A 22613-nucleotide genomic window follows, 5' to 3' on the forward strand; every position below is an offset into this window, starting at 1 on the left:
CGCCAGCATGTGGTCATGGGCGTTTTCTCCCCGTCGCTCTTCCGTTAGGATGGGGCTTCACTTGGGGCGCCGCGGCGCCCCGTTCATCGGAAGCAATCGACGGGACTACTCGGGGAGGAGAGCACAGTGGCACCCACACCTTTGCAGGCATTCAGCGGGGTCGCGAAAGTCGGCCCGAAGACCGGCGCGAACGGCACTGCCGACGCCGCCAACGGCAACGCGGCCGGCGAGACGATGACCGGAGCCAAGGCGCTGATCCGCTCGCTGGAGTGCCTCGGCGTCAAGGACGTCTTCGGCATTCCCGGAGGCGCCATCCTGCCCGTCTACGACGCCATCGACGACGAGACGAAGTTCCGCTTCATCCTGTGCCGCCACGAGCAGGCGGCCGGTCACGCGGCGGAAGGCTACGCCGTCGCGACCGGCGAGGTCGGCGTGTGCATCGTCACCTCCGGCCCCGGCGCGACGAACATCATCACCGCCATCGCCGACGCCAACATGGATTCCATCCCGATGGTCGTCATCACCGGCCAGGTCGGCGTCAACTCGATCGGCACCGACGCGTTCCAGGAAGCCGACATCGTCGGCGCGACCTACCCGGTCTCCAAGCATTCCTACCTCGTGACGAACGCCGACGACATCCCGCGCGTGCTCACCGAGGCGTATCACATCGCCAACACCGGTCGCCCCGGTCCCGTCGTCGTCGACCTGACGAAGACGGCGCAGACCGGCACGACGACGTTCACGTGGCCGCAGGAGATGATCCTGCCCGGCTACCATCCGACGACGAAGGCGCACGGTCGCGTCCTCGACGAGGCCGCCCGGCTGTTCCAGCGCAGCTTCCGGCCGGTGCTGTACGTCGGCGGCGGCGCCGTGCGCTCGGACGCCGGCGCCGAGGTCAAGGCGCTCGCCGACCTCACCGGCGCGCCGGTCGTCACGACGCTGCCGGCCCGCGGCATCATCCCGGACAGCGACCCGAAGAACCTCGGCATGCTCGGCATGCACGGCACGATCGCCGCGACCGGCGCCGTGCAGAAGTCGGACCTGCTCGTCGCGATCGGCGCCCGCTTCGACGACCGCGTCACCGGCAACCTGGAAACGTTCGCGCCGAACGCGCGCGTCATCCACATCGACATCGACCCGGCCGAGATCGGCAAGAATCGCGTTCCCGACATCCCGATCGTCGGCGACGCCAAGACCGTGCTCGATGACCTGATGCCGAAGATCGAGCGGCAGCATGCCGAGTTCGGCAAGCCGAACCTCGAGACGTGGTGGAAGATCGTCGGCGAGCTGCGCGACGACTATCCGGTCGCCTACGCCGAACCGACCGACGGGTCGCTGGCGCCGCAGTGGGTCGTCGAGCAGCTGAGCAAGCTCAACCCGGCGGACACGATCTGGGTCTCCGGCGTCGGACAGCACCAGATGTGGGCGAGCCAGCTCATCGACTTCGAGCAGCCGCACGACTGGATTTCCAGCGGCGGCCTGGGCACGATGGGCTTCGGCCTGCCGGCCGCGATCGGCGCCAGCATCGCGTCGGAACGATTCTTCCACAGCGAGAAGCCCGTGTGGCTCGTTGACGGGGACGGATCGTTCCAGATGACCTCGGAAGAACTGGCCACGGCGTTCCAGGAAGGCACGCCGATCAAGATCGCGCTGCTCAACAACTCCGTCTACGGCATGGTCCGCCAGTGGCAGACGCTGTTCTACGGCCAGCACTACTCGGCGACGAACCTCGACGACGGCGAGCCGCAAGGCGTGCCGATGGCCGGCGTGCCCGATTTCGTCAAGCTCGCCGAGGCCTACGGATGCGTGGGACTGCGGGCGTTCACGCAGGAAGAGGCGATCGAGGCGATCAACAGGGCGAACGAGATCAACGACCGGCCAGTGCTCGTCGAGTTCCGTGTCTGGAAGGACGCGCTCGTCATGCCAATGGTCGCCGCCGGCGCCTCGAACGACGACGTCTCCTACATGCCGGGCGTGCATCCGCTGCACCGGGCGGCCGGCGCAGCCGGCACCGACGGCGCGGCCGACACCGGCAACGCGGCCGACACCGCCGGCGACACGACCGCCGACGAACGGCGCTGACGAATGGACGATTCAGGAAAGGACCGCAGGATCATGGCACAGCACTATCCCGCCTCGCAGCCGGGTTCGCGCCGGCACACGCTGTCGGTGCTCGTCGAGAACCGGCCGGGCGTCCTCGCCCGCATCGCCGGCCTGTTCGCGCGCCGCGCGTTCAACATCAACTCGCTGTCGGTCTCCCCGACCGAACGGCCCGACATCTCCCGCCTCACGGTGACGGCCGACGTCGAGGAAGTCCCGCTCGAGCAGATCATCAAGCAGCTCAACAAGCTGCTGCATGTCCTGAAGATCGTCGACCTCGACTCCGAGACGACCGTCGAGCGCGAGCTCGTGCTGATCAAGGTCGCCGCCGACGAGTCGAACCGCTCCGACGTGCTGGAAATCGTGCGGCTCTTCCGCGTCAACGTCGTCGACGTCCATCCCGAGTCGCTGACGATCGAGGCCACCGGCGCCAACGGCAAGCTCGACGCGCTGCTCGGCCTGCTGGGGCACTACGGCATCATCGAGCTCGTCCGCTCCGGCACCGTCGCGATGACCCGCGGCCCGAAGGCCCTGAGCGAAAAGGTCATCGGCAGCGAGATCAAGGGTCGGTAGCGAGGAGCTCCCTGGAAGGGAGCTGGCCGCGAAGCGGCCTGAGGATCGACCGTGCGACGTCGCGAAGCGACGAGCGCGCGCTGGAACGCAAGGGAGCCTCGTAGGACACCGGTTCTACGAGGCTCCCTTGCGTTCCAGCGCGTCCGCGCGCCTTCGGCGCGACGGCCGGTCGACCCTCAGTCTCGCTTCGCTCGACAGCTCCCTTCCAGGGAGCTCCTCTTGTCCGGAGAGTCGTTGCCGCTTGTCGAAAATATTGAATACGCTGACGGGTATGAACAACGCACCGCAGCAAGACCTCATCGAGGCCGCCGTCGAGCCGGGGCTGGCCAACGCCGCCGCCGGCCTGAGGGTCTATGACACCGCTTCCCATGACATCTCGGCGTTCACGCCGATCAATCCGGGCGAAGTGGGCATCTATGTCTGTGGCGCGACGGTCCAGAGCTCGCCGCACATCGGCCACATCCGCGCGGCCGTCGCCTTCGACATCATCCGTCGCTGGTTCATGAAGCTCGGCTACCGGGTCACGTTCATCCGCAACGTCACCGACATCGACGACAAGATTCTCGACAAGGCCGCCGCGAACGGCCAGCAGTGGTGGAATCGTGCCTATGTGTACGAACGCGAGTTCACCGAGGCCTACAACGAGCTCGGCGTGCTGCCGCCGACCTACGAGCCGCGCGCGACCGGGCACATGATGGACATGATCGCCCTGATCCAGCGGATCATCGACAACGGCCACGCGTACGTCGTGCGCGACGAGCACGGCGAGCCGACCGGCAACGTCTACTTCGACGTCGCCAGCTGGCAGGACTACGGCGAGCTGACTCACCAGAAGGAAAATTCGAACGATTCTTCCGTCCCTGTCGGCGCCGGCGAGCCGGACGAGGCCGCGAAGATCGCCGACCTGATGGGCCCGTCGGTCGACGCGACCGGCAGCGACAAGTACAATCCGGTCGATCCGGCCGACCTGTCCGACGACAAGCGCGACGTGCGCGACTTCGCGCTGTGGAAGGCGCCGAAGGACACCGATCCGCAGTCGGCCCGCTGGCCGTCGCCGTTCGGCGTCGGCCGCCCGGGCTGGCACATCGAATGCTCGGCGATGTCGCACCGCTATCTCGAGGGCAAGTTCGACATCCACGGCGGCGGACTCGACCTGCGATTCCCGCACCACGAGAACGAAATGGCGCAGACGAAGGCCGCCGGCTACGAATCGGCCGCCCGCTGGATGCATTCGGCGTGGGTGACGGCCAAGGGCGAGAAGATGAGCAAGTCGCTCGGCAACGGCCTGTCCGTGCCGGCCGTCCTCGCCGAGCATCCGGCATGGGTGGTGCGCTACGCGCTCGGCGGCGTGCAGTACCGCTCGATGCTCGAATGGTCCGACCAGACGCTCGCCGAGGCGAACGCCGCCTACGAGCGCGTGACGAACTTCATCAACCGCGCCGGCGACCTCGTCGGCCAGCCGGCGCGCGAGGAAGTCGCGGCCGTCGCCGCCGACGACCTGCCGGCCGACTTCGTCGACGCGATGAACGACGACTTCAACGTCTCCGGCGCCCTCGCCGCGATCTTCTCCGCCATCCGCCGCGGCAACACCGCGCTGGACGCGGCCGAGCCGGCCGACGACGTGCGTTCGACGCTGCTCGCGGTGCGCGCGATGCTGGACACGCTCGGACTCGACCCGCTCGCGGAGCCGTGGGCGGCGGACGAATCGTCCGAAGCCAACGACGTGCTCGACAGGCTGATTGCCGCGCAGCTCGAGGCCCGCCAGCAGGCGCGCAAGGCGAAGGACTTCGCGAAGGCCGACGCCATCCGCGACGAACTGACCGCCGCCGGCATCGTGATCGAGGACACTCCCCAGGGCCCCACCTGGTCGCTGTCCTGACGGTGCAGACCCCCTCTTCAGAGGGGGTCGAAACTCCGCAGGAGTTTCGGTGGGAGTCCGCGGGCGGCACGCCCGCGTCCGGGACTCCCACCGCTTCGCGGCGTTGCCGCTCAGCGACTCCCTCTCAAGAGGGAGTTGACGCGGAGATTTACCAACTCTACCCACCGTGCCCTTTCGCCGGTCGATTGATTGGCCTAGGCTCCAAATGGAACCTGTCCACCTACCATCGGGGGATTATGACGAAACCGGAAGTGCTTGTCCTTCAGCACGTACCGTGGGAACGCCCCGGCCGCATTCTCGACTGTCTCGAGGAATGCGAGATGCCGACGCAGATCCTGGACATTGCCGGCAGCAAGAAGCCCGACCTGCCCGACTTCGACGAGGTCGCCGGCCTCGTCGTCATGGGCGGTCCGATGTCGGCCGACGATGTCGACCACTACCCCGGTCTCAAGGCCGAATCCAAGCTGATCCGCGCGGCCGTCGCCGTCGGCAAGCCGGTGCTCGGCGTCTGCCTCGGCCACCAGCTCGTCGCCACGGCGCTTGGCGCCAAGCTCAAGAAGAACGCCGTGACCGAAATCGGCGTCGGGCCCGTCAAGCGCGTCGGCAAGCACGATTTCCTCGACATCTGGGGCAAGCAGGCGCCGGTGCTCAACTGGCACTCCGACTGCGTGACGCTGCCCGAGCACGCCGAGCTGCTCGCCCGATCCGCCGACACGAAGGTGCAGGCGTTCCGCTTCGGCTCCGCGCTCGGCCTGCAATTCCATCTCGAGGTCACGCCGCAGCTGCTCGAGGAGTGGCTCGACGAACCGTCGATGGTCAAGCAGCTCAAGGCCGCCGGCGGCACGAAGAGCGGCCTGCGCGACGCCTTCGCCGCTTCCTACGCCGACATCTCGGCGCTCGCCGAATCGACGTTCTCCGGCTTTGCCGCCCGCTGCAACACGTACGCCAAGGCGCTGCAGGGCTGATCTCCGGGTTCGTGACATCGGGCGGACTCGCCTTTCCCGCGCTCCAACTACAGTGAAGACCATGCCTACTTATGATCTTGGTCTGGAACACGTGTCGCTTCAGTTCGCGACGAAGACGATTTTCACCGACGTGACGCAAGGCGTCTTCGAAGGCGACCGGATCGGGATCGTCGGCAAGAACGGCGACGGCAAGTCGACGCTGCTTCACCTGTTCCGCGGCACGCAGGACCCCGATTCCGGCCGCGTGACAAAGCGCAACGGCCTGACGTTCGGCATGCTCGACCAGCGCGACGAACTCGACGACGCGATGACGGTACGGCAGGCCGCGCTCGAGAACCGCGCCGACTACGAATGGGCGGCCGAGACGCGCTCGCGCGAGATCGTCGAGGCGCTGCTCGGCGGCATCAACCTCGACGCGACGGTCGGCTCGCTCTCCGGCGGCCAGCGTCGCCGCGCCGACCTCGCCCGCCTGCTGCTGCGCGACTGGGACATCCTCGCGCTCGACGAGCCGACCAACCACCTCGACGTCGTCACGATCCACTGGCTCGCCGAGCACCTGAAGAACCGCTGGCCGAAGGGCACCGGCGCGCTGCTGCTCGTCACGCACGACCGCTGGTTCCTCGACGAGGTCTGCGAGTCGATGTGGGAAGTGCACGATGGCGAGATCGAGCCGTTCGAGGGCGGCTATTCGGCGTACATGCTGCAGCGCGTCGAGCGCGACCGCCAGGCCGACGTGCGCGAGACGAAGCGCCGCAACCTCGCCCGCAAGGAACTCGCGTGGCTGTCCCGCGGCGCCCGCGCCCGCTCGACGAAGCAGAAGTTCCACGTGAAAGCTGCCCGCGAGCTCATCGCCGACGTGCCGCCGATGCGCAACGAGCTCGTGCTCAAGCAGATGGCCACGTCGCGCCTCGGCAAGACCGTCATCGACCTCGTCGACGTCACGCAGGTCTTCGCGAAGGAACAGGGCGTCGACGCCGGCGCCAGCCTCTCCGCCATCGACCCCGACGTCGCCGCCGACATGGCCGCGATGGAAGCCGAGTCGTCGCTCGAGAACTCGCAGCCGGTCGACATCGTCCCGTCGCTCATCCCCGAGCCGCACGTCTACGGCTCGGTGACGATCTCGGTCGACTCGCCGGACGATCCGCGCCTGCTCTCCGCGCACGGCATTGAGAACCCGCGCAACGAGGAGAACCACACCGGCCGGATGAATTCGGCGCCCGGCTCGGTCGCCAACGCCACGGCCGGCACCGCGACCAGTGCGAAGGGCGCGGACAGCGACGAGGCGGACGAATCGTTCAATCTTCAGAACGTCACGGCGGCGCAGGACGTCACCGTCACCGGCCGCAAGATTCTCGACAACCAGACATGGCTGATCGGACCGGGCGACCGGTTCGGCATCGTCGGGGCGAACGGCGCCGGCAAGTCGACGCTGCTCAAGATCCTCGACGGCACGCTGACGCCGACGGCCGGCCACGTCACGATCGGCAAGACGGTCAAGTTCGCCGTGCTGTCGCAGCGGCTCGACGAGCTCGAGAAGCTCGGCAAGTACAAGATCAAGGAAGTGCTGAGCCGCTACAAGCCGAGCTACATCGTCGACGGCAAGGAAGTGACGCCGGGACAGCTGATGGAGCGGCTCGGCTTCGAGTCGGCGCAGCTGATGACGCCGATCAGGGACCTTTCCGGCGGCCAGAAGCGCCGCATGCAGCTGCTGCTCATCCTGCTCGACGAGCCGAACGTCCTGATCATGGACGAGCCGGGCAACGATCTCGACACCGACATGCTCGCCGTCATGGAGGACCTGCTGGACACGTGGCCGGGCACGCTGATCGTCGTCTCGCACGACCGCTACCTGCTCGAGCGCGTCACCGACCAGCAGTTCGCGCTGATCGGCGGCCAGATCCGCCACCTGCCCGGCGGCGTCGACGAGTATCTCGAGATCGTCGACGAGCTCGCCCGCGGCGGCGACCCGCTCGGGCTCGGTTCGGCCGGCGGTTCGGCTTCGTCGACGAATCATTCGAATTCGAACGATTCGCACGATTCGTCCTCGTCCGCAGCCAATGGCGCGGCGGCGTCCAGCAGCGGTTCGGCGGGCGAATCGGCAAAGCCGAAGCTCAGCGGCAAGGAGTTCACGAAGGTCAGCAAGCGCATCTCGGCGATCGAGCGCAAGCTCGGCAAGCTGCGCGAACAGCGCGAATCCCTCGAGGAGCGCATGGCCGCCGCGAACCCGAGCGACTACGAAAACCTCAACGCCCTCAACGGCGAACTGCAGGCCCTGAACAACGAATCGAACGCCCTCGAGGAAGAGTGGCTGACGCTGAGCGAGGAACTGGAGTAGCCCCTTCCGGAGTAGCCTCTCCCGGAGAAGTCCCTAGACGGGAGCTCTTTTTGGTGTCACGAACCCGGGTCGCCGGCCCGGGTTCGTGACACCCGGGGAGCAAACAGGCACGGCGAGTCGGATTGACGGAAAACCTGTACCAAGCTATTCTTTCCTGTATCGGGATTGTTCACTCCCACGACAGCGAGGCCGCGTGGAGATTGTTCGTCCCGGAACTGTATCCACCTTTTTGCACACGGGAAAACGATTGGCATGGGAGCCTATACCTATACCGAACAAGTCGCCGAGGACTTGAAGCGGCAAATAACGAACGGCGAGCTGCGGCCGGGACAGAAGATGCAGTCGGAATCGCGTCTGGCCGAGGCCTATCACGTCTCGCGCAACACGGTGCGTCGCGCGCTCGACCAGCTGCGCCAGGCCAACCTCATCGACAAGCGCAACGGGTCGGGCAGCTACGTGACGTTCGAAGGCGCCGCGATGGGCGACGCGGCGAGCTGGACCGACGCGACGGTGCGCTCGGGCACGCCGACGACGACCGAACTCATCAGCCTCGAACTCGTGAACCGTCCGGCCATGCTGGACGGCAAGAGCGACGAGGCCGAGTTCTATCGCATCTGCCGTCGCCGCAAGCTGCAGGACCATCCCGTCTCCCTCGAAACGTCGTTCCTGCCGGCGACGACGGCGCTGCGCGAGATCATCTCGGCGCACGGCGGCCTCATCGACGGCTCGATCTACCACACGGTCAGCGCCGCCGGCATGGCGCCGCTCTCCGGCCACCTCGACGTCTCCGCGAAGGCGATCGGCGACGACGCCGCCAAGCTGGACGCCTCCCCCGCCGACGTCTTTCTCTTCTCCCGGCGGTTCAACTACCGGCTGCACGGCGTCCTCGTCGAGTACGTCGAGTCGTTCCTGGACCCGCGGCACTTTTCCATCCACGTGACGATCAATGGAGGCCAATCATGACGACCCATCTTCCTTCCGCCGATCCCGGGTACCGCGAGCGCGTGCTGCGCGGTGCCCGCGGCGCGCTGACGGGCCTGGCGCTCGGCGACGCGCTCGGCATGCCGACGCAGAGCATGTCGGCGGAGCAGATCGACGAATATTACGGCGGTCCCATTCACGGCCTGCTCGACGCCGTGCCGGAGCAGCCGATCGCGCCGGGGATGAAGGCCGGCGCCGTGACCGACGACACCGAGCAGGCGTTCGTGCTGGCCCGCCGGCTCATCGAGGGCGATGGCGACCTCGACAACGCGCAGTACGCCCGCGACCTGCTGGACTGGGAAGCGAAGATGAAGGCGAAGGGCTCGCTCGACCTGCTCGGCCCGTCGACGATGGCGGCGCTGCATGCGCTCGAGGAGGGTGTCTCCATCGAGGACACCGGCAAGCTCGGCACGACGAACGGCGGCGCGATGCGCGCCGCGCCGATCGGCATCGCGTTCGCGCCATCGGCTCCCGACCGGCTGCTGGCGCGGATGGCGCGCGAATCGTGCCTCGTCACCCACAACACCGTGCAGGGCATCCAGGCGACGATGCTCGTCGCCGCCGCCGTCAGCTTCGGCATCGAGGGCGTCGACGATCCGCTGCGGCATGCCGTCGAGTACGTCGAGCAGTCGCATGTCCGCGCGCACTGGTCGGCGAAGGCGTCGGTGCTGCGGCGCGTGAGGACGTGGCTGCGCTGGGCGACGGCGGGCGACGGCGCGAGCGTGACGACGGCACGGTTCGCCGACGCGCTGCAGTACGACTGCGGCACGAGCGTCGAGTCGAGCGAGTCGGTCGCCGCGGCGTTCGCGATCGTCGCGAGGTTCGGGAACGATCCGACCGAGGCATTGTGTTTCGCGGCGTCGCTGGGCGGCGACACGGACACGATGGCCGCGATGGCCGGCGCGATGCTCGGCGCCCAGCACGGCCCCGAAGCCTTCGACGAGGCGATGCGCACGCAGGTCACCGGCCAGCTGCTCGCCGACAATGGCCTCGACCTCGATGCCACGGCGCAGGCGCTCGGCGAGATACGGCTCGCCACGCTGTGCTGATACACGTACAATCAATTTCGCCGACAACGAAAACGCCACGATTCCGGTCCGCGAAGGGCGGTCCGGAATCGCCGGCCATCACGAATCACCACGGGACACCAACAAGGAAGTTGCATCGAACATGGGCAATCGCGTCATTTCACTGGGACAGATCATCGTCGACATCGCGATGGACGTCGACCACGTGCCGGCGCCCGGCCAGGACGAGTTCGCCACGGACCACCATTTCTACGTGGGCGGCAGCTACAACACGCTCCAGGCCGTGCGGCAGATGGATGTCGACGCCGCGTGGGGCGGCCAGCTCGGCACCGGGCCGATGGCGACGATGGTGCGCGAGCAGATCGCGCGGTCGGGCATCGACCATGTCGGGCGAATCGTTCCCGACGAAGACACCGGCTTCTGCGTGGCGATGATCGACGCGAGCGCCGAACGCACGTTCGTGTCCACCCGCGGCGCGGAGGCACACGGCGACGCGACGGCGTTCGCCGGCATCGAGCCGCAGGCCGGCGACGTCGTGCACATCAGCGGCTACACGCTGACGCATCCGGTCGCCGCGGGACTGAAGGCGTTCCTCGAACGGACGATGCAGCGCGACTTCCTCGCCGTCTTCGATCCGGGTCCCATCGTCGCCGACCTCGACGACGCGACGCTCGCGACGATGATCGTCTACCGGCCGATCTGGTCGCTCAATGAACGCGAAGTGCGGCTGCTCGCCGACCGGCTCGACGTGCCGGACGTCGCCGCGCTGTCGCAACGACTGCTTGCTCCCGTCATTGCCCGCATCGGCAAGGGCGGAGCCATCGTGGCCCAACCCGACGGCACGACCGTCGCCGTGGAGGGCTTCCCAACCCGCGCCGTCGACACCAACGGCGCCGGGGACTGTCACACCGGCGTATGCTGCGCCGAACTGGTCCGGGGACGGTCGCTCGTCGACGCGACAAGGCTGGCCAACGCCGCCGCGTCGATTGCCGTCACCCGGCACGGTCCCGCAGCATGCCCTACCCGCCAGGAAGCGGAAGAGAAAATCACCCAGGCAACCGCCTGAGCGAAGGAGAAGAACACCATGAGTGATGAAAAAGATTCCCTCATCGAGGACACCGGCATCGACACGATCGCCGAGAAGGACCGCAAGGGCAAGCCGAGCAGCCTGTTCTGGCCGTGGTTCGCCGCCAACATCTCGGTCTTCGGCATGTCATACGGCGCGTGGGCGCTCGGCTTCGGCATTTCGCTGGTGCAGGCGTTCATCGTCAGCGTCATCGGCCTTGTCGTCTCGTTCCTGCTCGTCGGCATCATCTCGATCGCCGGCAAGCGCGGCAACGCGCCGACGATGGTCATCACGCGCGCCACGTACGGCGTCGAGGGCGCGAAGGTCCCGGCCGTGCTCAGCTGGATCGCGACGCTGGGCTGGGGCATCTCGCTGACGACGACGGCCGTGCTCGCGTTCTCGAGCGCGCTCGTCGAGCTCAACTGGATGAGCGCCGTGCCGGCGAGCATCCTGTCCACCATCGTCATCGTCGGCCTCGTGGTCCTCGCGAGCCTGTTCGGCTACGACCTGATCATGAAGTGCCAGCAGGTCATCACGATCGTGACCGGCATCGTCACGCTCGGTTTCTTCGTGCTCGGCTGGAGCCACATCGACTTCCAGGCCATCGCCGACATCCCGTCCGGCTCGCTGCCGGCGATGCTCGGCTGCTGCTTCTTCATCATGACGGGCTTCGGCCTCGGCTGGGTGAATATCGCCGCCGACTACTCGCGCTACCTGCCGCGCAAGTCGTCGAACGCCGGCATCGTCTTCTGGACGACGTTCGGCGCGTCGATCGCCAACATCTTCCTCGTCGGCTACGGCCTGCTGCTCGCCGGCTCGAACGCCGATCTCATGGAAGCCGTCGGCGACAACCCGATCGGCGCCATCTCGTCGATCCTGCCGGCCTGGTACCTCATCCCGTTCACCATCGTCGCGCTGCTGGGCCTGATGTCCGGCGCCATCATGGACAACTACTCGAACGGCCTGGCGCTGCTGAGCTTCGGCATCAAGCTGCCGCGCACCGTCGCCGTCGCCATCACCGCCGTGCTGACCGTGCTCGGCGTCGTCTACATGGGCTTCTTCTCGGAGTCGTTCATCGGCGTCTTCCAGGGCTTCCTGATCACGCTGGGCGTGCCGATGGCCGTCTGGGCCGGCATGTTCGTCGCCGACGTCATCCTGCGCAAGAAGGACTACGACACCGTCGACCTGTACAACCCGAAGGGCCGCTACGGCGCATGGAACGTCAAGTCGTTCGTCATCCTGGGCATCGGCACGATCGTCGGCTGGGGTCTCGTCGTCAACACGGCCGCCGGCTGGCTGAACTGGCAGGGCTACTTCCTCGGCCTGTTCGGCGGCAAGGACGGCACGTGGGCGTCGGCCAACCTCGGCGTCATCGTCGCGCTGGCCATCGGCCTGCTCGGCTCGCTGATCTTCCAGGCGAAGGACATCCGCGAGCAGGAAGCGATCCCGAACCACGAGGAGCCGGTCGCCGAGGAAATCGACCCGGAACCGCTCGCCGACGCGGAGCCGCTCGTCGACGTCCGCTGAGGAATTTTGCACGATTCCCGCGCGCGAATGACACGCGGGAGTCGTGCCCATTGCCAGGCTGAATCAAAGGAGACAGCATGATCCGTGACAACGAATGGCTGGTCGTCATCGACCGGCAGAAGGTGTTCGCCGAGAGCGACTGGTCGACGTGGGCGGTGCCCGACCACAGCTACGACACGACGACCGAAAACTACAGGCGGCTGGCCGAGGCGTTCGGCGACCGCGTGGCGTACACGAGGTACGTCTCGCCCGAGCCGCCCGAGGACGCCTGGGCCGACTACTTCGCCGACTGGCCCGACTTCATCGTGCCGAAGGACCATCCGATGTTCGACTGGACCGACGACACGGCGCCGCTCGTGGAAGGTCACCCGGTCGTCACGAAGACGGTCTTCAGCAAGTGGGGTCCGGAGCTCGCCGACGTGATCCGGGGCGCGAAGAAGATCACCGTGTGCGGCGTGGCCACCGACTTCTGCGTGCTGCAGACGGCGCTCGCCGCCTGCGACGCCGGCATCTCGGTGCGCGTCGCCGCCGACGCCAGCGCCGGCACGTCGCCGGAGAACGCCAAGCTCGCCTGCGACCTGATGAGCCTCTACGCCCCGCTGATCACCGTCACCGACACCGACAGCATCCTCAAGTAACCTGATCCCGGAGGGAACTTTCCCCCTGATGTCGCGGACCCGAGCTCACGGCTCGGGTTCGCGACATTTTTCATATGCCTTTTACATGCCCGGACATCCGCAAGGATGAGGCCGGGGCCGCGTTCATCCTCGAGACCGATGCTGACATGCCCCCGAAGCCGGTAGCTTCGGAAGCATGATTGGGGAACACTGGGGAGTCGTCGCGGCCATGCCGTCGGTCGACGTCGGCGCGGCATGGAAGTCGACGCTCGACGCCGTCATGGGCGTCGGCCTGATGGACGGCTGGCTGCCGACCACCGTATATGTCGCGACGGCGGTGGCGGCCGGACTGCTCGTCGCCGCGCAGCTGCTGCGGCTCCAGGTCGGGCGCCTGCTGGCCGAGCTGCTCGTCGCGGCGCTCGCGGGCGGCGTCGGCGCCGTCGCCGCATGGCTCATCGGCAACAAGTACATGGTCTTCGGCATCTACATGGGCTGGACGATGATCTGGATGATCACGGTGACCGTTGCCGTCGTCGGCTGGGCGATCGCGACCGCCGTCCTCAACCGCGGCTGGCGTCGCGTCGTCGCGATCGTGCTCGTGCCGCTCGCGCTGCTGTCGCTCGCGCTGCGCATCGTCGCCGTCACCGGCCAGTACCGCACCGTCGGCTCGCTGTTCGACTATGGCAGCTACGAATCGTTCGAATCGTTGCACGATTCCTCCGTCAAGGGCACGGCCGCGACGTCCCGCGCCGTCCCGCTGGACGACTGGCTGAAGCAGGTCGCCGACGGCCGCGTGAGCGTGCCGGCCGAGCCGAAGCTCGTCGAGGCGACGATCCCGGCGACCGTCTCCGGCTTCAAGGCGCGGCCGGCCCTCGTCTGGCTGCCGCCGGCGGCGCTCGCCGAGCCGGCCGCGCAGCTGCCCGTCTTCATCATGCTCGCCGGCCAGCCCGGCTCCCCCGGCCGGTTCTTCGACGCGAGCGACGTGCGGCAGCTCGTGACCAAATACGCCGCGACTCACGGCGGCGTGGCGCCGATCATCGTCTCGCCGGACCAGAACGGCGACAACACCGTCAACAGCCTGTGCGCGAACACGACGACGCACGGCGCCGCCGAGACCTACCTGACCGTCGACGTGCCGAACTGGATCCGCCGCCACCTGCCGGTCGCGGCGAGTCCGGACAGCTGGGTCATCGGCGGCTATTCGCAGGGCGGCACGTGCGCCGTCGAGCTCGGCCCGAACCATCCCGACCTGTTCGGCACCGTGCTGTCGATCGGCGCCGAACTGCAGCCGACCGACGGCAACGTCGACGAGATGGTTTCACGTGAATTCAACGGCGACCGGTCCGCCTACGACCGACTCGTGCCGGTCAACGCGATCGCCGCGCACGCGCCATCGACGCAGACGCTCGTCATGGGCTCGGGCGCCGAGGACCGCTACTCGCTCGCCAACATCGGCACGATCGGCGACGCGGCCGCGGCGCACGGCTGGCAGGTCGTCGCGCTCAAGGCCTACGGCACCGCCCACACGTGGAAGGCCGCGAACGCCGTGTTCACGTCGGCGGTCCCATGGCTGTGCGACCGGCTCGGCCTCGGCGGCGACGCGGCCCGGCAGGCCGCCTCCTCCACCGCGAGCGCCGCCACGAACCACTGGTTCGCCGACAATACCGGCATCGAGGTGATCAGGCCATGACCATGCATACGTCCAACCCCGTCGCCGGCGGCGCCCCGCTGCTGCACGACCTGCGCGACTGGACTCGCGGGCGCGCCGTGCCGCTCGTCGTCGTCGCGCTGCTGCTCGCCGTCAACACCGGCTGGTTCCTGTGGTGCGGTCTCGGCCATCATGGCCGCCCGCTCGGGCTGCTGGCCACCGACCTCGCACACCTCGACACCGGCCGGCTGGCACTGTCGCTCGTCCTCGTGCACGGTCCGGCACAGCTGGTCGTCGGCCTGCCGGTCGTCGCGGCCGTGCTGTGCATGGCCACGCCGAAGCTCGGCAACCTGCGCACGCTGCTCGTCGGCGTCGCCAGCGCGGTCGTCGGCACCGCCGTGGGCCTGGCGAGCTGCATGCTCGTCGCCCGGCTGTTCGACGGCGCGACCGGCGCCGTCGACATGCCGTTCACGCTGACGCCGGTGACGCTCGTCGTGGGCGCGCTGATGGCGGCGACGGCGTTCGACGGCGAACTGTGGCGCCGGCGCGTGCGCATCGTCGGCTATTCGGTCATCCTCGTCGTGCTGCTCTACGGCGGCAATCCCGGCGACTACTGCACGCTGATGGCCGCCGTCGCCGGCCAGTTGATCGGCCGCCTGCTCGCCGGCCGGCCCGGCGTCAACGCCGTCTGGCGCCGGCAGCGTCCGCCATACTGCGAGCGCCGCAAGCTCGTCGGCGCCGTCGGCCTCGTGCTCGCCGCCGCGCCGTTCATGGCCGCGACGTCGCGCGGCCGCGTCGGCCCGCTGATGGCGATGGCGATCACGATGGCGCCGGGCACCGGCACGCGCGAGCGTCTCGCGCTGTGCACGGGCGTCGGGCTGCGCGCCGACGCCTGCCGCGCCGGACTCGAGGCAGCCAGCCTGGGTGCCGCCGGTCACGGCGTCGCCGGCTTCTCCGGCGCCAATGCTGGCAACGCCCTCCGCGCGCTCGCCGTCATGATGGCGCTGACGGCGGTCATGGCCGTCATCGCGGTCGGCCTGTTTCTCGGCCGGCGCGTCGCCGCCGTCGCCGGCATCGCCTGCTACGGCCTGATGGCCGGCATCGAGCTTGTCCGCGCGTTCGCACAGTCGCCGGCGCCCGGCTCCGCCGTCGCGCTGCCGGCGCCCGGCCCCTTCGCCGCGGCCGTCGGCGTTGCCGTGCCGCTCGCGTTCATGCTCGCGATCGTCGTCAACTGGCGCAGTTTCGCGGTCGGCAGGATGGCGGGAATCGTTCCCGTCGACGATCTCGTCGAGACGGGCGGATCGTCGATGAGCTTCATGACGACGTGGAGCGGCAACCGCTACTGGACGTCGCCGACGGGACGGTCGGCCGTCGCGTTCCGCGTGCGCAACGGCGTGGCGCTGACGACGACGGGACCGTTCGGCGACCCGGACGAGTGGGCCGACGACCTCGCGGCGTTCCCGGCGTACTGCAGCGCGAACGGCTGGACGCCGGCGTTCTACGCCGTCGGCCGGCAGGCGCACGACCGGCTTGCCGCCGCCGGCTGGCATTCGCTGCTCGTCGGCCAGGAGATGATCGTCGATCCGCGCACGTGGAAGACGACCGGCAAGAAGTGGCAGGACATCCGCACCGCCATCAACAAGGCGAGGAAAACCGGCATCGACGACGTGCTGTGCCGGTTCGACGAGCTGTCCGACGACGTGCGCCGGCAGATCCACGACATCTGCGAGCAGTGGTCGGGCGACAAGCCGCTGCCGGAGATGAAGTTCACGCTCGGCGGCTTCGACGAGCTGCACGATTCGCGCGTGCTGATCCTGTACGCGATCGACGCCGACGGCACCGTGCTCGGCGTGACGAGCTGGCTGCCGACGTGGCGCGACGGCCGCGTGGTCGGCTGGACGCTCGACGTCATGCGCCACCGCGACGACGCGCCGAACGGCATCATGGAGCTGCTCATCGCCCGCATGGCCCAGCGCATGCACGACGACGGCGAGCGCGATCCGGAGCACGCCGTCGAGTTCGTCAGCCTGTCGGCGGCCCCGCTGTCGGGACTCGACGACGCCGACGACGAGGACGGCCGGGCGCTGCAGCACGCGCTCGCGGCGATGGCCGAACTGCTCGAGCCGGCGTACGGCTTCAAGTCGCTGTACCGGTTCAAGCGCAAGTTCCAGCCGTCCACCGAGCCCGTCTACCTGTGCTACGCCGACTCCGCCACCCTCGCCGCCATCGGCCTCGCCGTCCTGCGCTCCTACCTGCCCACGCTGACCATCCCCCAGCTGTTCGCCCTCCTCCCCACCCTCAAGCCGAAGAAAGAGAAGACGGAAAAGACCGAAAAGGCCGAAAAGACGGAGAAGAAGACCGGGAAGACGGAAAAGGCGGAGCAGACCGAGAAAACCGGGAAGACCGCGACGGCGGAGCAGGCCGAGACGTCCGGCAAGGGCCTAGACCGGCTGTCATGACCGTCCTACTCGAAGACGAAGTCGACGTTGACGAGGTGGAGCCGTTCGTGGAGGGCCTTCTCCATCGCCTCGCGGCTGGCGACGAGGTCGGCGACGGAGACGGAGGAATCGTCCGACTTGCCGTGCAGGAAGACCTGGACGTCGAAATTCATGCCGGTCTTGAAGACGTGCACCTTGTAGAACGTCGTGTTGGCGGGCAGGTGCCGCTCGACGGTGGCGGCGACGAACGCTTCCGTCTCCTCGTCGTCGTGCACGCCGCCGATCAGCTCAACGAACGCGTCGCGCAGGACGACGCAGGGTTCCTTGATCGTGACGGCGACGATGATCGTCGTGATGAAGAAGTCGCCGGTGTACCGGAGGAAGTCGAGCGGCGAGTTCGCCGGCAGCATCCAGACGATGACGGCGATGACGCCGATGCCGAGCGAGATCATGCCGTCGACCCACGTGCCGTTCGCCTCGGCCTTGAGCATGGTCGAGACGTTGCCGATCGAGCGGTTGCGGCGGCGGTAATACCAGACGAGCAGCAGGCACAGCGTCACCGAGCCGATCTGGTAGAAGACGACGGGGCCGAACTCGTTCGGCTCGCCGGTGTGGAAGAAGAAGTAGTCGATCGCTTCCTGCAGCACGTCGAGGAACGAGAATGCCAGCAGCGCAAGCGTGAAGATGGCCTTGCAGATCGCGTAGATCGGCTCGAGGGCGTACATGCCGTTCGGGAATCGCTTCGTCGTGCGCACCGTCTTCGCGCTCAGCAGCGCCGCGACGCCGCCGGAGACGACGGAGATCACCGTGAACGCCGCGTCGAGGAACATTGCCTTGAGGCCGGTCATGAAGAAGACGATGAAGCCGGCGATCACCATGATGATGTTGACGACGATGCCGACGACGAGCGCCTGCTTCTCGATGTGCTTCTGGTCCATCCACCAGCCCCCTTTATTCCCCGAAGTCTGCGAAATTCAGCCGATTTCCAGCTTACCGAACTTTGGACTGCCGGAAAAGGTTGGCTGGTCGTGAACGATTCGCGCGTCCGGTTGCGGCTGTCCGGAAGGAAAGCCGCAACGGAAGAATCGTTCGCCCAGTTCCATTTATTCCAAACGCAACGGTAGAATGGCGGCATTATGGCAGCATTTAGTTCTTTGACAGACAGGCTCTCGAATGCGTTCAAGCATCTGAAGAGCAAGGGCAAGCTTTCCGAAGCCGACATCGACGGCACCATCCGCGAGATCCGGCGTGCGTTGCTGGACGCCGACGTCTCGCTCGAGGTCGTGCGCTCGTTCACCGCGCGCGTGCGCGAGCGCGCGCTCGGCGCCGAAGTGTCCGAGGCGCTCAACCCCGCGCAGCAGGTCGTCAAGATCGTCAACGACGAGCTGACGGACATCCTCGGCCAGGGCGTGGACCGGCCGCTCAACTTCGCGAAGAACCCGCCGACCGTCATCATGCTCGCCGGCCTGCAGGGCGCCGGCAAGACGACGCTCGCCGGCAAGCTCGGCTACTGGCTCAAGGACGCCGGTCACACGCCGATGCTCGTCGCGGCCGACCTGCAGCGTCCGAACGCCGTCACGCAGCTCCAGGTCGTCGGCGAGCGCGCCGGCGTGCCGGTCTACGCGCCGGAAAAGGGCGTGCAGTCCGACGGCGGCGACGCCGTCGTCTCCCCCGGCCAGACGACCGGCGACCCCGTCAAGGTCGCCCGCGACTCGGTCGAGCTCGCCAGGCAGAAGCTCTACGACACCGTCATCATCGATACGGCCGGCCGTCTCGGCGTCGACGAGGAGCTGATGCAGCAGGCCCGCGACATCCGCGACGCCGTCAACCCCGACGAGATCCTGTTCGTCATCGACGCGATGATCGGCCAGGACGCCGTGCGCACGGCCAAGGCGTTCGACGAGGGCGTCGACTTCACCGGCGTCGTGCTCTCGAAGCTCGACGGCGACGCCCGCGGCGGCGCGGCGCTGTCGGTCGCGTCCGTCACCGGCAAGCCGATCCTGTTCGCCTCCAACGGCGAGGGCCTCAAGGACTTCGAGGTCTTCCACCCGGACCGCATGGCCTCCCGCATCCTCGACATGGGCGACATCCTCACCCTCATCGAGCAGGCGCAGCGCGAGTTCGACGAGGAAGAGAGCCTCAAGGCGGCACAGAAGCTGTCGGAAGGATCGTTCGGCCTCGACGACTTCCTCGACCAGCTGCAGCAGGTGCGCAAGCTCGGCTCGATGAAGTCGCTGCTCGGCATGATTCCGGGCATGGCGCAGCACCGCAAGGAGCTCGAGCAGTTCGACGAGCGCGAGATCGACCGCACCGAGGCGATCATCCGCTCGATGACGCCGGAGGAGCGTCGCAACCCGAAGATCATCGACGGCTCCCGCCGCGCCCGCATCGCGTACGGTTCCGGCGTCACCGTCTCTGCCGTCAACGGGCTGCTGCAACGGTTCGACCAGGCCGCCAAGATGATGAAGCGCATGTCGAACAAGGCCGGCATCGGCGGCTACCCGGGCATGGGCGGCGGCTCGTCGAAGAACAAGAAGGGCAAGGGCAAGAAGCGCAAGGGCGCCTCGAAGTCCGGCAACCCGATGAAGCGCGCGCAGGAAGAGCAGGCGCTGCGCACCAAGCTCGCCGGCGGCAACAAGGGCTCCAACGGCGGCTCGGCGTTCAAGAAGCAGAACCCGGCGCTGCCCGCCGGCCTGCAGGACATGCTCGACGCCAACGGCGGCGAAGTGCCGCCGAACCTCGGCGGCGGCCTCTCCGGCCTGCTGCACTGAGCCAGCACTGCAAGGCGCCCTGGAAGGGAGCTGGCCGCGAAGCGGCCTGAGGGTCGACCGCCGATGCCGCCGAAGGCGGCGAGAGCGCGCTGGAACGCAGGTGGCTGACGAAACTTGAGTCACGTCATAACCGGCTGTCCCGGCGCGCACGCGTCGCTGACGCGACGACGTGCGGTCGACCCTCAGTCTCGCTCCGCTCGACAGCTCCCTTCCAGGGAGCTCCAGTGATTACTTTTTCGCATTTTTTCTCCCGAATCGAGCCTCATGGTCATTCTCTGGATTCTCGTGTTCCTCGTGTTCCTGTTCGTCTGCCTCACCGAAATCCCGGCCGGCTGGGACGGGCACGCGCCGCTGCCGTACGTGCTCGCGCTGACGCCGTTCCTGTGGATTCCGGCGCTCGTGCTCGTCGTCATCGGCGTCTTCCTCGGCGAGTGGACGTACGTGCTCGTCAGCGCGTTCGCGCTCGCGGCCACGCTGGCGCGCGGCATGCTCTACTTCATGAACAACATGCAGGCGCCGAACACGGCCCAGATGATCGCGAACCGGATCGCGGCGAAGAAGGAACGGGAGCGGCGACAGGCCGAGCGGGCGCAGCGTGCCGAACAGGCCACGAACGGCGGGACGAATCATGCCGGCGACACCCGGCCAACCCGGCTGGAAGGCGAGTTCGCCGTCATGACGCTGAACTGCCGCTACGGCCGCGCGAACGCCACCGAGATCGTGCGCGCCGTGCGCGAACGCGACGTCGCCGTGCTCGCGCTGCAGGAGATGTCGCCGGAGCTCGTCGACGAGCTCGACGCGGCCGGCATTGACGAGCTGCTGCCGTTCCGCCAGCTCGGCGACGCGACACCGTCGGACAACGGCGGCTTCAACGGCCTGTTCCTGCGCGTGAAGCCGGAGAGTTCGACGCCGACCGGCGTCGCGATCCCGGCCGCCGACGTCCCGACCGTCACCGTGCCGGTCACCGACACCGAGGCCGTCGTCATCGCGTCAGCGCACCCGAAATCGCCAATGCGCGGCTGCCGCGACTGGTCGGCCGGCATCATCGGCCTCGGCGAGCTCGCCGACAGGGTGGAGAAGAACAACCGCGCCTACCTGCGGATCGACGACGTCACGCCGGCGACGACGTTCACCGGCAAGCCGACGTTCGCGACCGGCAGCGTCGACGGACAGTCGTTCCGCGAAGCCGGCAAGGCGACCGGGAACGATTCTCGCGATCTGGACGATTCTTCCGGCGGCACGCAGCCCGCGGCCGCCGACGACGTGCGCGTGGCGGCAATCGGCGACCGCTCGCGCAGCACCGTCGAGCTCGACGAGGCAAACGCCGTCCACGTCGCCGAAGGCGCGAAGGCCAGCGACGTCAAGCTCTCCGACCTGCTGGCGCAGCGCGACGCGGACCGCCGGCGCGCCGCCGGCACGGCCGACAATCGCCCGACCCGCGAACTCGTCGCCGTCGTCATGGGCGACCTCAACTCGAGCATCGTCCACCCGAGCTTCCGCAAGCTCCTGCAGTCCGGCTTCAAGGACGCCGTCCTCGTCCAGGCGACCGGCCCGCAGACGACGTTCCCGTCCTGGCTGCCGTGGCCGCGCATCGTGCTGGACCATATCCTCTTCACCGGCCGCCTCGCCCCGAAGGACGTCGAGAGCTTCCGCGTCGACGGCAGCGACCATCTCGCCCTGGCCGCGACCTTGCATCTCGGCCCGAGAAGCGCCACCACCACCGTTCCGGAGATCGTCCGCAACGGCACCGTGAGGAAGTAATTTCTCCACTCCCTTCTCTTGCTGATGTCGCAAACCCGAGCTGCCGGCTCGGGTTTGCGACATCAAAGCACCAGCACACACGCCCGGCCCCGTTCACTATTCGAAAACTCCACAATTAATTTGTACAAATTATTTGTATAGTTGACGGCATGAACACGACAACCCATGACGACAACACCAACATCGACACCAACACCATCGACGAGGCGCGAGTCACGCCGGTGGCGGAACAGCTGCGGGCGATGGCCAATCCGGTACGCATGCGCATCCTCGGGGCGCTGCGCATCGACGGCGTGCAGACGGTCGGCGAGCTGAGCGCGAAGCTCGGCGAGGCGGTCGGATCGGTCAGCTACCACCTCGCCCAGCTCGCCGACGCCGGACTCGTCGAGAAGACGACGCCTCGCGACGGCGACAAGCGCAAGAGCTGGTGGAAGGCGACGCACCGGCGCATGCTCATCGGCTCCCCCGAGCAGCTGGACCGCGAGCGCAACGCCGACGATTCGGCAGTGCTGATGGCGGACGAATCGTCGGTCGCCAACACCGTGCTCAACCAGTATCGCCGGTCGACGGCGCTCACGTACGAGACGACGTACGAGCGTTATCTCGACCACGAAGGCGGCCTGCCACAGGAGTGGCGCGACGCCGGCCTCAGCGGCGACTTCGTCCTCGACCTGACGGTCGACGAGGCGGCCGAGCTCGGCACCGAGCTGCTCGGCGTCCTCGACCGCTGGCAACGCAGGACCAGCGGCCGCGCCGGGGGCGGCGGAACGGCCGACGGTGTTGTCGCCGGCAACGGCGCCGCCACCGACAACACCGCCGACGGCGACGGCACCGACGCCACTGCCGACACCGCTGCCGACTCTGCTGCCGACACCGAGAAGGTCGCCGTCATCCTGCAACTGTTCCGCTGGATTCCGTGACCGA

Annotated in this window: 16 protein-coding genes; 15 read left to right on the forward strand and 1 reads right to left on the reverse strand. The window is 67.8% G+C overall.

The genetic code is table 11. The features are described from left to right. The first annotated feature begins 126 nt into the window (after positions 1-126). The 12 genes from F6S87_RS03940 (at position 127) to F6S87_RS03995 (ending at position 17178) form a co-directional block, all read left to right on the forward strand. Positions 127-2082: an acetolactate synthase large subunit gene (locus F6S87_RS03940; protein ID WP_163227298.1), complete on the forward strand. Its 1956-nt coding sequence runs from the start codon at positions 127-129 to the stop codon at positions 2080-2082. A gap of 33 nt (positions 2083-2115) precedes the next feature. Next, positions 2116-2673: an acetolactate synthase small subunit gene (gene ilvN, locus F6S87_RS03945; RefSeq protein ID WP_163227299.1), complete on the forward strand. Its 558-nt coding sequence runs from the start codon at positions 2116-2118 to the stop codon at positions 2671-2673. Between the two features lie 271 nt (positions 2674-2944). Continuing rightward, positions 2945-4552 carry a cysteine--tRNA ligase gene (cysS, locus tag F6S87_RS03950; RefSeq protein WP_163227300.1) on the forward strand — a complete coding sequence of 536 codons (1608 nt, stop codon included), beginning with the start codon at positions 2945-2947 and terminating at the stop codon, positions 4550-4552. 236 nt (positions 4553-4788) lie between these two features. After that, on the forward strand, positions 4789-5517 hold the full coding sequence (locus tag F6S87_RS03955) for a type 1 glutamine amidotransferase (protein ID WP_163227301.1): 729 nt from the start codon (positions 4789-4791) through the stop codon (positions 5515-5517). A gap of 61 nt (positions 5518-5578) precedes the next feature. Beyond that, positions 5579-7852, forward strand: a complete 2274-nt coding sequence (locus tag F6S87_RS03960; RefSeq protein ID WP_163227302.1) for an ABC-F family ATP-binding cassette domain-containing protein — start codon at positions 5579-5581, stop codon at positions 7850-7852. Between the two features lie 252 nt (positions 7853-8104). Then, positions 8105-8815, forward strand: a complete 711-nt coding sequence (locus F6S87_RS03965; protein WP_163227303.1) for a GntR family transcriptional regulator — start codon at positions 8105-8107, stop codon at positions 8813-8815. After that, entirely contained in the window at positions 8812-9882 is a 1071-nt protein-coding gene (locus F6S87_RS03970) for an ADP-ribosylglycohydrolase family protein (protein ID WP_163227304.1), read from the forward strand. Before F6S87_RS03965 ends, F6S87_RS03970 begins: the two co-directional genes overlap by 4 nt. Positions 9883-10003: 121 nt before the next feature. After that, positions 10004-10927 carry a PfkB family carbohydrate kinase gene (locus F6S87_RS03975; protein WP_163227305.1) on the forward strand — a complete coding sequence of 308 codons (924 nt, stop codon included), beginning with the start codon at positions 10004-10006 and terminating at the stop codon, positions 10925-10927. 18 nt (positions 10928-10945) lie between these two features. Then, a complete protein-coding gene (locus F6S87_RS03980) occupies positions 10946-12454 on the forward strand; it encodes a purine-cytosine permease family protein (RefSeq protein ID WP_163227306.1) in 1509 nt (502 codons plus the stop codon). Between the two features lie 77 nt (positions 12455-12531). Next, positions 12532-13092 carry a cysteine hydrolase family protein gene (locus tag F6S87_RS03985; protein WP_163227307.1) on the forward strand — a complete coding sequence of 187 codons (561 nt, stop codon included), beginning with the start codon at positions 12532-12534 and terminating at the stop codon, positions 13090-13092. Positions 13093-13267: 175 nt separating this feature from the next. Further along, entirely contained in the window at positions 13268-14761 is a 1494-nt protein-coding gene (locus F6S87_RS03990) for an alpha/beta hydrolase (RefSeq protein WP_163227308.1), read from the forward strand. Continuing rightward, positions 14758-17178, forward strand: coding sequence for a bifunctional lysylphosphatidylglycerol flippase/synthetase MprF (locus F6S87_RS03995; protein WP_163227309.1), 2421 nt, complete (start codon positions 14758-14760; stop codon positions 17176-17178). Before F6S87_RS03990 ends, F6S87_RS03995 begins: the two co-directional genes overlap by 4 nt. 5 nt (positions 17179-17183) lie before the next feature. On the opposite strand, the gene F6S87_RS04000 is transcribed toward F6S87_RS03995, so the two are convergent. Beyond that, positions 17184-18095 carry a cation transporter gene (locus tag F6S87_RS04000; RefSeq protein ID WP_163227310.1) on the reverse strand — a complete coding sequence of 304 codons (912 nt, stop codon included), beginning with the start codon at positions 18093-18095 and terminating at the stop codon, positions 17184-17186. A gap of 198 nt (positions 18096-18293) precedes the next feature. Between F6S87_RS04000 and ffh the strand changes: the two genes are divergently transcribed. From ffh to F6S87_RS04015, 3 genes are all read left to right on the forward strand, one after another. After that, complete coding sequence (ffh, locus tag F6S87_RS04005) at positions 18294-19928, forward strand: signal recognition particle protein (protein WP_163227311.1); 1635 nt, start codon at positions 18294-18296, stop codon at positions 19926-19928. Between the two features lie 264 nt (positions 19929-20192). After that, positions 20193-21689, forward strand: coding sequence for an endonuclease/exonuclease/phosphatase family protein (locus tag F6S87_RS04010; protein WP_163227312.1), 1497 nt, complete (start codon positions 20193-20195; stop codon positions 21687-21689). A gap of 149 nt (positions 21690-21838) precedes the next feature. Continuing rightward, a complete protein-coding gene (locus F6S87_RS04015; RefSeq protein WP_163227313.1) occupies positions 21839-22609 on the forward strand; it encodes an ArsR/SmtB family transcription factor in 771 nt (256 codons plus the stop codon). Positions 22610-22613: the final 4 nt, after the last annotated feature.

The sequence above is a fragment of the Bifidobacterium choloepi genome (genome assembly GCF_010667615.1).
Taxonomy (GTDB): Bacteria; Actinomycetota; Actinomycetes; order Actinomycetales; family Bifidobacteriaceae; genus Bifidobacterium; species Bifidobacterium choloepi.

Bases quoted from the DNA above. Each gene is read 5' to 3' on its own strand.
- ilvN (WP_163227299.1), top strand. From the start codon at position 2,116: ATGGCACAGCACTATCCCGCCTCGCAGCCGGGTTCGCGCCGGCACACG.
- cysS (WP_163227300.1), top strand. From the start codon at position 2,945: ATGAACAACGCACCGCAGCAAGACCTCATCGAGGCCGCCGTCGAGCCG.
- F6S87_RS03955 (WP_163227301.1), top strand. From the start codon at position 4,789: ATGACGAAACCGGAAGTGCTTGTCCTTCAGCACGTACCGTGGGAACGC.
- F6S87_RS03960 (WP_163227302.1), top strand. From the start codon at position 5,579: ATGCCTACTTATGATCTTGGTCTGGAACACGTGTCGCTTCAGTTCGCG.
- F6S87_RS03965 (WP_163227303.1), top strand. From the start codon at position 8,105: ATGGGAGCCTATACCTATACCGAACAAGTCGCCGAGGACTTGAAGCGG.
- F6S87_RS03970 (WP_163227304.1), top strand. From the start codon at position 8,812: ATGACGACCCATCTTCCTTCCGCCGATCCCGGGTACCGCGAGCGCGTG.
- F6S87_RS03975 (WP_163227305.1), top strand. From the start codon at position 10,004: ATGGGCAATCGCGTCATTTCACTGGGACAGATCATCGTCGACATCGCG.
- F6S87_RS03980 (WP_163227306.1), top strand. From the start codon at position 10,946: ATGAGTGATGAAAAAGATTCCCTCATCGAGGACACCGGCATCGACACG.
- F6S87_RS03985 (WP_163227307.1), top strand. From the start codon at position 12,532: ATGATCCGTGACAACGAATGGCTGGTCGTCATCGACCGGCAGAAGGTG.
- F6S87_RS03990 (WP_163227308.1), top strand. From the start codon at position 13,268: ATGATTGGGGAACACTGGGGAGTCGTCGCGGCCATGCCGTCGGTCGAC.
- F6S87_RS03995 (WP_163227309.1), top strand. From the start codon at position 14,758: ATGACCATGCATACGTCCAACCCCGTCGCCGGCGGCGCCCCGCTGCTG.
- F6S87_RS04000 (WP_163227310.1), bottom strand. From the start codon at position 18,095: ATGGACCAGAAGCACATCGAGAAGCAGGCGCTCGTCGTCGGCATCGTC.
- ffh (WP_163227311.1), top strand. From the start codon at position 18,294: ATGGCAGCATTTAGTTCTTTGACAGACAGGCTCTCGAATGCGTTCAAG.
- F6S87_RS04010 (WP_163227312.1), top strand. From the start codon at position 20,193: ATGGTCATTCTCTGGATTCTCGTGTTCCTCGTGTTCCTGTTCGTCTGC.
- F6S87_RS04015 (WP_163227313.1), top strand. From the start codon at position 21,839: ATGAACACGACAACCCATGACGACAACACCAACATCGACACCAACACC.